The organism is Mesorhizobium sp. M0029 (assembly GCF_040323735.1).
Lineage (GTDB): Bacteria > Pseudomonadota > Alphaproteobacteria > Rhizobiales > Rhizobiaceae > Mesorhizobium.
Map to the genome: position 1 here is coordinate 31,288 of NZ_JAMYVF010000028.1, position 10,177 is coordinate 41,464.

Genomic DNA, 10,177 nt, shown 5'->3' on the forward strand with positions numbered 1-10,177 from the left:
GATTTGATGGAAAAATCGCGAGGCTGCAATCAGCGACTTATTCGTTCCGATGGCGATGCAGGCTATCCGCCAACGCGTCGACAAACTGTCAGCCGCATCGCTTCAGTTCCGCCACCTGAACGCCGAGACGGAATGCCTGACCATCGGCATAAGAACGTGCATAGCTTTCTGCTTCGAACGGAAACGTCAGGGTGCTGCCGTAGGCGGTGATGCGGACCGTCCACTTCTTGTCGCGAACGAGTTCGACCGAATTGTCGGGCGACGTCATGATTTCCTCCGGCACCAGCAAGGCGAAGGCACGGATAACGTCGCAAAGGTCGTTTGAATGCAAACAATCCGACACGCTCATGTCGCTTGTTCTATACGCCCAGACTTTCTCTCGATTAGAGCAGCGCCCGGCTGCAATGTCGGTCGCGTTAAGTCCCCTAGCTGCCAAGACCTTTCCCATTGGGTCGGTCCCCTTGCGGCCTCACGCAGCGACCTTTCTGAACCCAATCGCCGAGATCGTCAGCCCGCAGTGTCTTCGAGAGAATAGCCGGCAAGCCGCAGGGTGCGAATGGCAACTCTGCGACGACTGCTTCAACAACTTTCGCGACTGGCTCATGTGAACGTCGACCACCTGGGCGCTCACACTGGCTTTCTGCGAGCAGCCAGCTGCGATGAATTCATCACGGCTGATCACCTTTCAGGATTGTCGAGCATGTGGCGCAGCAACTTGAACTCGATCGGCCCAAGAGGAATCTCCCCGGTGCTGCAAACACGGTGGCATCGAGCTCCATCTCGACGTCGCGATATGTCAGTGGTCTGCGCTTCTGCGCCAATTTCGTGACGGTAGCCCAATCGCGAGCCTTCGCAGGTGGTCGAGGAGCTATTGCGGCGCAATGGTCTGATGAAGCGTTCGTCGACCCCGGGCTGCAACAGCCTGTGCTGACCTTCAGCACCTGGGGATATCGAGGCGACACAGGGCAGGGATGGTCCGGGCATCCCGCTTCAGCCGGCCGCTCCCGTCGCCAGCTCATTGTCTGGCCGACAGTCCAGCACAATCCCCTCGCGGCAAGACCTATCGCGTCACCGATCGAGCGGGCCAGCTTGCTGCCGAAGCCATCCACCTGCAGAATGTCGCCTAGGAGCAGGTAGAACTCCGCATCCTGCGAGGGAGATGCACCGGCCGCGGCTCCGTCGAACTCAGCGAGGGAAACGGAAGTCAGCTCTTCGCAGCCCAACTTCGAGAGCGTTCCTGGATTGGCCTTGGCACATTTATGAACGGTCGATTCCAATGGCTGTCAAAGAGTACGGCGCGACATTGAGGGCGCCAGCGAACCAGCTCTAAACCGGTCGAGCTAGTAGCCGGGCCGGGTCAATCCGAGACAATTTCGTAGTGAAGAAGCTGGGCTTCGTCGAGTGCCGACTTCACTCCAGGCGAGATGACGCCGGAGCCGAAGAGGATAATATCTTCACGGCGTACGAATACTTCATGGCCGAGTCCCATGGACACAAATGTGCCCGAAGAGCTTCGTTCGAGAAGCCGAGCTCTGCCATTCAATATGGTGAAGGCGGCGTGGCGCCTCGATACCCAGGGCCGCTCGACGATGATGTCGCATTCCGCCGATCTGCCGATTGTCACGGATTCGCCGTTTCGACAGGATCGCAGCTGATCTCTGTAGCGGATGACCATATGAATCTGCCGCGGCAGGACCGAGCGTCTATCTGTAGTGGCGCCATGGCTGGTGATCTGCGTACCGGGGGCCTCATCGTCGCTCCACAGGGTATAGACATCGAAGAACTCTTGCTTCCCCTTCAAGGCCATTTTGTCGAGGAGCCGCAGGCCCTTGCGGCTTCTCGGGGAAAGGGCTTCGCAGAAGCTCTGGCTGATCAGCACCTCTCCGGGGTTCGCCGTGGTGGACAACCTTGCGGTGACATTGACAACGTCACCGAATATCGCGCCCCGCGCGCGAATGACCGCCCCGAAATGCAATCCGATACGGGCGCTTAACGGACCTTTAGTCAGTTGATGGGTAATTTGGCAGACGGCCCTCAGCGCCATTTCCGGGCTCTCGAAGAGGCTGAGTATGTCATCGCCTTTCGAGTAAATGAAATCACCACCGTGCTTGGCGACGATCTCGCGCATCGTGTCCAGGCAATCCGAGACCTGCTGTAGAGCGGCATCGTCTCCGATCCGCTCATAGAGCGGCGTGCTGCCCACGACATCAGCTAAGAGGACTGCGGCAAGAAGCGTCTCCTGATCCATCGATCTCGTGTCCGACCCGAAAACTCAGCGTGCGTGTATAACACACGAGGTCGCCTGCAACATATCTGCTCGAGCGCCTTTGATCGGGGCGATGCTTCAGGTGATCGTGGCGGACGGACGGGCGTATGCCATTCGTCGGCTTCGTGCCGGCGACATCCAGAACCGTCTTCGCCCCAATCGTTCGCGACTTCGGTGCTATGAGTGGACTTGGTCTTTTTAGGTTCGGAAAGGCTGACCGAGTTGCAACGGGCGACGGCCTTCTCATGCACCATCAACCACGACCCGATCTCGGCCCTCCGACTTCGCACGGAATAGTGCCAGATCGGCGGCTTTGACGAGATCATTCGGGCTCTCGTTCGTATTTGGGACCGGTGGCGACGCCAACGCTGTGCTTTGCGATACGATCACGGATCCATTGATCAGATTTCAGGTATATTCTCTTTGAAGATGACCTGAAGTCGTGGTTGATGCGGTTCATAGTTCAGGTGCCTGACAGAGTGGCTTAAAATGTTGAGCGCTTCCCGCGCCTCGACGCGCGGATTTTGATCTATGACCGCATCGAGCGTCCCATCCAACAAAAGTTCCTTGGTGCCGTCTGTCACCTCGTGGCCGAGAAAGAGAATGTCTTTGGCGCGTCCACGCTCCTTGAGCGCCCGAGCGATGCCGGTGTTGCCGGCGCCGACATTGTAGATCGCGGCAAGATCGGGGTGCCGGTCCAGAAGCGCCGATGCTTCTGAATAAGCCTTCTCTCGGTCATCCAGCATTTCGCGCATCTCGACGATCTTGAGATTGGGCGACTCCTCGGTCAAGATGTGCCGGAATCCCATCTCGCGTTCCTCATGGCCGCGGTAGGACAGCGAACCGGCGAACAGCGCCACCTTGCTTGGGCGTTCCGATCCCATGAAGCGGTTGAGCAGATAGCCGGCCAGCCGCCCCGCGGCGCGGTTGTCGATGCCGATATAGGCCACTCTCGGAACATGCAGGATGTCGGAGGCGATGGTCACCACCTTGACGTCATTGGCCGACAGCGAGCGGATCGCCTCGCGCACCGTTGGATGATCGAGCGCGATCACGCCGACGCCTTGTGTCTGTCCACGCAATTCTTGCAGCAGGCGGGCGAGCCGGTCGGGGTTGAAGCCCTCTATGGTGGCGATGTGGACGTCGAGATCGGGGCGCGCTAGGGCCTGCGCCTCGATGTGTCGATGCAGCATCTTGATGAAGGAATTGGTACCGGCCGGCAGAGCGAAGTCGAGACGGATGACCTCTCCAGGTGAGGGCCTGGGCGGCGCTCCGTTCGGGCCCTCCGCGATGTAGCCGAGGCGCTGCGCCATTTCGAGCACTATCTCACGCGTGCGCGCCCGCACACCGGGCCTGTTGTTGAGCACGCGGTCGACGGTGGCGGCGGAAACGCCGGCTTCCCGGGCTATGTCAGTCAAGGTGGAACGCACCGTCTTTCATCTCCTCAATGCATCAGATCGCACAATGCCGCTAGCCCGTCCGACGGCCACAGCTGCCAGCCATCAGCGATTCTGATGGAAAATGATGTATCCAGCCTTAGCCGATGCGCAAGGAGGTTGGGCTAAATCGCGTCGTGATACGTCCCGTGCTACGAATGCAGATTTCCCATCAAATCGAGGCATTGAGCCGGTGTGTCGACCTTTGCATGACGTATTTTCTCCGCAGTTGCGGTGTTACGATGTATTTTGAGTATTTATGATGTTGACAGCCTTCCGGTGCTGCCGTCAATATCCCTCAGATGGGCTCGTGGAGGAAACATCGGGCCTGAGGGAGGAATTCCAATGTCTGATTTGATCCGCATATCGCGACGCGGCTTGTTGGCGTCCGGAGGAAAGGCGGCGGCGTTCGTGGCTGCGGCTGGTATCGCACCGCAATTCATCCGTCCCGGCCGTGCCGTTGCGGCCGACGCGCTGGCGCCAGGCATGGTAGGCGGCCCCACCGGTTTCGAGGGCGCCGAGCGCTATCAATATGGCGCCGACACGCCGGAAGGCCGTGCCGTTGAGGCGGCCAAGGCCTTGAAGGGAGCAGGCAAGGCGCCGGCCAAGATCGTGCTTGGCCTGTCGGATGGCTCGATTGGTCAACTCACACAGCCTTTCCCGGCGGGTGCGCCGTCGATCAAGGAGCTGTGGGAAAAGGAAACCGGCATCCAGATTGAGATCGTCGGCCTGCCGAACGGCCAGGAATTCACGAAGACGATGCAGGACATCTCCACCAAGGGTGGGGCCTATGACATCTACTCGACGGAATGGAACCGCCTCGGCGACCTTGCCGAGACCGGCGGCATCGCCAAGCTCGACGACTTCGTCGCCCAGTACAAGCCCGAATGGGACGATCCCAAGACCGGCTATGTCGACGGCGCCAAAGGCGTGTCGCTGCTCAACAGATATCGCGGGTCCAACTATGGCGTGTCGCTGGACGGCGACTTCCAGACCTGGGTCTACCGCACCGACCTGTTCGGCGACGCTGCCGAGCAGAAGGCGTTCAAGGACAAATTCGGCTACGATCTGGCGCCGCCGAAGACCTGGAAGCAGCACAGTGACATCGCGGGCTTCTTCCAGCGCCCCGACAAGGGCCTGTTCGGCTCCACCGACCTGCGCAACCAGGGCTGGGGCTACACCAACTGGTATCAGCGCTATGTCTCGATGGCATCGCCCAACCAGTTCCTGTTCGGCGACGACGGCAAGCCGCTGATCAATTCCGAGCACGGCATTGCCGCCACCAACGAATATGTCGGCTCGCTCGTTCATCACTCGCCGGACGCGATCTCCTGGGGCTGGCCGGAGCAGTATGGAAATTTCGCCAAGGGCGGCGCGGCGATGACCTGCGCCTTCTCGAACCTGCCGAAATTCCTCGACAATGCCGGCAACAAGGATTCCGCCGTCACCGGCAAGATCGGCTCGATGCTGCCGCCCGGCCGCGAAGTCGACGGCAAGCTGATCAGCCGTTCCGTGCTGTGGTTCTCGCTGACCGGCATGGTCTCGTCTCAGTCGAAAAACCAGGAGGTCGCCTACCTTTTGCTGCAGTGGCTGGGCTCCGCCCGCATCTATGCCTGGATGAGCGCCAATCCGGGCGGCTATCTCGATCCGTTCCGGCTCTCGGATTTCTCCGATCCGCTGGTGCGCCAGACCTACCACGCCTACCACATCGACGTGGTGCGCGAGACCGTCGCCCGCACGGTGCCGACGATCAACTATCCCGGCGCCACCGCCTTCCACAACGCATTGGACGAAAATCTGATGGCGTCGCTGACCAAGGCCAAGACAGCGGAACAGGCGATGGCCGACACGGAAGCGGAGTGGAAGAAGATCGCCCGCCGCATCGGCGAGGACAAAATTGCTCGAAGCCATCAGGACGAACAAGGAGGCCTGGCCGACGGTTCTCGACCCGATCAGCTGATCCGTCTCCCTGGATCAGCGCTGGAGGGGAGGAGCATCTGTTCCTCCCCGCCGCAGTCAACGCCACCAGCAAAGCAGCCAGATGAAGCGTTCCGTCCCCTTCGAGATATTCCGCTACGCCGCGATCTTCGCGGCGATGGCGGTGACGCTGGTACCGATCCTGTGGATGGTGTCGATGGCCTTCAAGCCGATCGCCGAATGGTCGGCGACCGGCGCCGACCTGACATGGTGGCCGAAGAACCCGACGCTGGGCAATTTCCAGTTCGTCTTCGGCGAGTCCAACAACAATCTGATCGTGGCGCTCGACCGCACCGCGCTGAAGCCGATCCTGTCGTCGCTGCTGTCTTCGGTGTTCGGCACGGCGATCGCAATGTCGGCGGGCACGGCTGCGGCCTACGGGCTGTCGCGTTTCGGCTCGGGCCAGAACCTGCCGCTGGCGCTGATCCAGCTCAGGCTGTTTCCGCCAATGGCGGTGATGATCCCGGTCATGATCATGTGGGCCTTCCTGAACTTCACCGACAGCTGGTTTGGCCTGGCGCTGATCTACGGCATCGTCACCCTGCCGTTCGCTTTCTGGCTCATGAAGACCTTCTTCGACGACATGCCGCGCGAGATCGAGGAAGCGGCGCTTGTCGAAGGTTGTTCGCGGCTGCGCGTCTTCACGCGCATCACGCTGCCGATGATGCGCGCACCGCTGGCCAGCGCCGCCCTCTTCGTCTTCATCCTCAACTGGTCGGACTATCTGATCGCGCTGCTGCTGACGACGCGTGAATGGGTGACGATCCCCGTCTACATGGCCTCGCTGTCCTCCTCGATGACCGGGCAGCTCTATGGCGCCAAGGCCGCGCTCGGTCTTATGGCCGCGGTGCCGCCGGTCATCATGGGCATTGCCATCCAGCGCCATCTGGTGCGCGGGCTGACGTTCGGCGCGCTCAAGCAATGAGCGCGGTGACCGTGACTGTCTCAAAGGACGCAAAGGCCGCGCTTGGCAAGCCCGCGCTGCGGGACGAGGGAGTGCGGCTGGGATTCCGGCTGACGCTGCCGGCGCAGATCCTGGTGCTCTTCATCTCCGCCTTCCCGCTGCTGATGCAGCTCTACATCAGCGTCACCGACTGGTCGCCCCTCTCCGGCCTGGGCTGGTGGAACGCATGGGAGATGTGGAACAGCTTCGCCAACTACACCGACCTTGCCGCCGATGCGCGCTTCTGGAGCGCGCTGAGGCGCACGGCCATCGTCATGGTCGTGTGCGTGCCTGTCGAATTCCTGCTTGGCCTGGCATTGGCGACGCTGTTCGCGGACGATTTTCCGGGCAAGCGGATCTTCTATTCGATCCTGCTGATGCCGATGATGGTGGTTCCGGCGGTGGCCGGCTACATGTTCTTCATGCTGTTCCAGTCGGGCGGGCCGCTGAACGACATCCTGTCGGCACTCAGCGGTTCCCGCGTCACCATCGCCTGGCTGTCTGACCCCACACTGGCGCTGATCGCGGTGATCATCGCCGATATCTGGCAATGGACGCCGCTGATGTTCCTGATTCTGCTTGCCGGCCTGGTCGGCGTGCCGCAGGACCAGATCAAGGCGGCGACCCTGCTCGGCGCCAATCCGTGGCAGCGCTTCGTCACCATCGTGCTGCCGAAGATGAAGACGATCATCATCATCGCGCTGGCGATCCGTGTCATCGAGAACTTCAAGATCTTCGACACGCTCTACATCATGACCGGCGGCGGCCCCGGCGTCGCCACGGAGACGATCTCCGTCTACATCTACAAGGTCACGACGCAGGACCTGATCTGGGGCTATGTGGCGGCGATCGCACTGGCCATCCTGGTCGTGCTTTCGATCGTTGCCGTATTCGCCATGAAGCGCATGGCGCGCGCAAGGCTGGTGCCGGCATGAGTGCGATCCAGCTGCGCAACCTGGTCAAGACCTTTGGCGAGTTCACGGCGCTGAAGACCATGGACCTCGACATCGCCGATGGCGAGTTCATGGCGCTGCTCGGGCCTTCGGGCTGCGGCAAGTCGACAACGATGAACATGATAGCCGGCATGGAGGAGCCGACCAGCGGCAAGATCCTGTTTGGCGAGCGCGACATGGCCGGCGTGCCCATGGGCCGCCGCGGCGTCGGCTTCGTTTTCCAGAACTATGCCATCTTCACCCATATGACGGTGCGCCAGAACCTTGCCTATGGGCCGCGGATGCGTGGTGCGGCGAAAGCTGAGATCGACCGCCGCGTCGGCGCCACCGCCGAGCTGCTGCAGTTGACGCCGCTGCTCGACCGCAAGGCCGACCGGCTCTCGGTCAACATCCTGCAGCGGGTGGCAATCGGACGCTCGGCGATCATGGAGCCGGCCATCTTCCTGCTCGACGAGCCGCTGTCCAATGTCGACGCCGCCTTCCGGGCGGTAATGCGGACCGAGCTCAAGCAGCTGCAGCGCCAGTTCAGGCAGACGATGGTCTACGTCACCCATGACCAGCTCGAGGCCATGACCATGGCCGACCGCATTGCCGTCATGGATCACGGCGTGCTGCAGCAGGTGGGAACGCCGCTGGAAGTCTACAACAATCCAGCCAATGTCTTCGTCGCCCGCTTCATCGGCGCTCCGGGCATGAACCTGCTGAAGGGAAGGCCGGCGGAGAGCGACCTGGGCCTGGTGGTCGATCTCGGGCCACTGGGGGTCACGCCGACGCTGCCGGATGCGCTGGCCGCCACCTTGCGCGGATCGCGCTCTGAGGTGCTTTACGGCTTCCGGCCCGAACAGGTGTCGCTGGTGCAGAGCGGGCAGGGCTTCGCCATGCCGGTGAGCTTCGTCGAGCGGATCGGCGCGAGGACCATCGTCCATCTCGGCGATGGCGAGACCGCCGTGAAGGCGGTGTTCGACAATGCTGTCGGACTGTCGATCGGCGAGCTTGCCGTCGTCGCCCCCATGGCATCGTCCGTGCGTGTCTTCGATGCCCGCAGCGGCATTGCGATGAAGGCAGGTTGACATGGCCGATATCGTCTTTCGCAATGTCAGCAAGCGTTACGGCACGACGCTCGCCGTCGACGACGCGTCGTTCACCGTCAATGACAACGAATTCTTCTGCTTCTTCGGGCCGCCGCTGTCGGGCAAATCGACAATCCTGCGCCTGGTGCTCGGGCTGGAGACGCCTGACGCCGGAGAGATCCTGATCGGCGGCAAACCGGTCAACACCGTCTCTCCGGCCGAGCGCAATGTCGCCATGGTGTTCCAGAACCTGGCGCTGTTCCCCCATATGAGCGCGCGCGAAAATGTGCGTTTCCCGCTGGTCGAGCGCAAGGTCGCCGAGGCCCAGATCGAGAAGCGTGTCGCCGACGTGGCCGCCAAGCTCCACATCGGCCATATCCTGCACAAGCCGCCGGCGCAGCTTTCCGGTGGCGAGCGGCAGCGCGTGGCCATAGCCCGCGCCCTGGTGCGCGACCCGAACGCCTATCTGATGGACGACCCGATCTCTGCGCTCGATGCGCGGCTGCGCGAGGAAACGCGCGTCGAGCTCAAGCGCATCCAGCGCGAACTCGGCAAGACGCTGATCTACGTCACCCATGACCAGGAAGAGGCGATGTCGATCGCCGACCGCATCGCGATTCTGGAGAATGGGAGGATCCGACAGATCGGCGCCCCGTCCGAGATCTACGACCGCCCGGCGAACACCTATGTGGCGCGACTGCTTGGTTCGCCGATGATGAACATCCTTAAATCCGTTCGCGGCGACGGTGGCATCGAGGCCGCCGAAGGCGCGGTCAGCATCGACGATCGCGCTGCTCCGGCCGACGCGATCGAAATCGGGCTGAGGCCGGAGGACATCAAGGTCCGGCCCTGGGTCGACGGGGGCGTTGGCCGCCCGGCACGCGTGTTCGAGGTCGAGCCGCTTGGCGGCTACACGGTGGTAACGCTCGCCGCCGGAGAGGCGCGGCTGAAGGCGCTGCTGCGCGGCCAGCCCGACATCAGGCCGGATGCGGCGGTAGCGATATCCTGCGAGCCGGCCCGGGTGCATTATTTCGGGCAGGACGGAGGCGCGTTGGCGAGATGATCGCGGCTGCGAAAACAGAATTGCGGGAGGAAGACATGGCGAGCGAAGGCTTCGAGCCGGACGTGAAGGTCCGCACGAAAGAATACCGTATCGGCTGCATCGGCGCCGGCATGATCATGGCCGAGTGCCATCTGGCAGCCTATCGCGAAGCGGGGTTCAACGTGATGGCGATCGCCTCGCGGACCCGTTCCAATGCGCAGAAGGTCGCCACGCGTTGGGACATCCCGACCGTGCACGACACGCCGGAACAGCTGATCGAGGATTCTGAGGTCGAGATCGTCGACCTTGCCTTTCCGCCCGACCAGCAGCCGGCGCTGATCCGCCATGCGCTGAAGCAGCCTCACATCAAGGCGATCCTGGCGCAGAAGCCACTGGCGCTGTCGGTCGATGAAGCCGTGAAGCTGCGCGACGAAGCATCAAAGTCCGGCAAGATCCTCTCGGTCAACCAGAACATGCGCTACGACCAGTC

8 protein-coding genes and 1 pseudogene are annotated in these 10,177 nt (G+C 62.0%); 6 read left to right on the forward strand and 3 right to left on the reverse strand.

The features are described from left to right. Nucleotides 1-88: 88 nt before the first annotated feature. The 3 genes from NKJ76_RS29580 to NKJ76_RS29590 all read right to left on the reverse strand — a co-directional run bounded on the left by NKJ76_RS29580 (nucleotide 89) and on the right by NKJ76_RS29590 (nucleotide 3,696). Nucleotides 89-349, reverse strand: a complete 261-nt coding sequence (locus NKJ76_RS29580) for a hypothetical protein (protein WP_245260004.1) — start codon at nucleotides 347-349, stop codon at nucleotides 89-91. A 1,008-nt stretch (nucleotides 350-1,357) separates the two neighbouring features. Further along, nucleotides 1,358-2,248, reverse strand: coding sequence for an adenylate/guanylate cyclase domain-containing protein (locus NKJ76_RS29585; RefSeq protein ID WP_352539012.1), 891 nt, complete (start codon nucleotides 2,246-2,248; stop codon nucleotides 1,358-1,360). 419 nt (nucleotides 2,249-2,667) lie between these two features. Then, a complete protein-coding gene (locus NKJ76_RS29590) occupies nucleotides 2,668-3,696 on the reverse strand; it encodes a LacI family DNA-binding transcriptional regulator (RefSeq protein ID WP_023669472.1) in 1,029 nt (342 codons plus the stop codon). Nucleotides 3,697-4,188: 492 nt separating this feature from the next. Between NKJ76_RS29590 and NKJ76_RS29595 the strand changes: the two are divergent. The 6 genes and pseudogenes from NKJ76_RS29595 to NKJ76_RS29620 all read left to right on the forward strand — a co-directional run. After that, nucleotides 4,189-5,244 (forward strand): annotated as a pseudogene (locus NKJ76_RS29595) (ABC transporter substrate-binding protein); the annotation flags it as partial. 787 nt (nucleotides 5,245-6,031) lie between these two features. Further along, nucleotides 6,032-6,604: a carbohydrate ABC transporter permease gene (locus NKJ76_RS29600; RefSeq protein ID WP_352539013.1), complete on the forward strand. Its 573-nt coding sequence runs from the start codon at nucleotides 6,032-6,034 to the stop codon at nucleotides 6,602-6,604. Beyond that, nucleotides 6,601-7,557, forward strand: coding sequence for a carbohydrate ABC transporter permease (locus NKJ76_RS29605; protein ID WP_352539014.1), 957 nt, complete (start codon nucleotides 6,601-6,603; stop codon nucleotides 7,555-7,557). The genes NKJ76_RS29600 and NKJ76_RS29605 overlap by 4 nt, the downstream gene beginning before the upstream one ends. After that, nucleotides 7,554-8,645: an ABC transporter ATP-binding protein gene (locus NKJ76_RS29610; RefSeq protein ID WP_352539015.1), complete on the forward strand. Its 1,092-nt coding sequence runs from the start codon at nucleotides 7,554-7,556 to the stop codon at nucleotides 8,643-8,645. Before NKJ76_RS29605 ends, NKJ76_RS29610 begins: the two co-directional genes overlap by 4 nt. 1 nt (nucleotide 8,646) lies before the next feature. Beyond that, the gene (locus NKJ76_RS29615) at nucleotides 8,647-9,708 is read left to right on the forward strand and encodes an ABC transporter ATP-binding protein (RefSeq protein WP_352539016.1); all 1,062 of its coding nucleotides are present in this window, start codon (nucleotides 8,647-8,649) and stop codon (nucleotides 9,706-9,708) included. A gap of 35 nt (nucleotides 9,709-9,743) precedes the next feature. After that, on the forward strand, nucleotides 9,744-10,177 hold a 434-nt coding region (locus NKJ76_RS29620; protein ID WP_352539017.1), incomplete at its 3' end, for a Gfo/Idh/MocA family protein.

What these genes read in the sequence shown, in the direction of transcription:
- NKJ76_RS29580 (WP_245260004.1), bottom strand. Translation starts at nt 349, where the DNA reads ATGAGCGTGTCGGATTGTTTGCATTCAAACGACCTTTGCGACGTTATC.
- NKJ76_RS29585 (WP_352539012.1), bottom strand. Translation starts at nt 2,248, where the DNA reads ATGGATCAGGAGACGCTTCTTGCCGCAGTCCTCTTAGCTGATGTCGTG.
- NKJ76_RS29600 (WP_352539013.1), top strand. Translation starts at nt 6,032, where the DNA reads ATGTCGGCGGGCACGGCTGCGGCCTACGGGCTGTCGCGTTTCGGCTCG.
- NKJ76_RS29605 (WP_352539014.1), top strand. Translation starts at nt 6,601, where the DNA reads ATGAGCGCGGTGACCGTGACTGTCTCAAAGGACGCAAAGGCCGCGCTT.
- NKJ76_RS29610 (WP_352539015.1), top strand. Translation starts at nt 7,554, where the DNA reads ATGAGTGCGATCCAGCTGCGCAACCTGGTCAAGACCTTTGGCGAGTTC.
- NKJ76_RS29615 (WP_352539016.1), top strand. Translation starts at nt 8,647, where the DNA reads ATGGCCGATATCGTCTTTCGCAATGTCAGCAAGCGTTACGGCACGACG.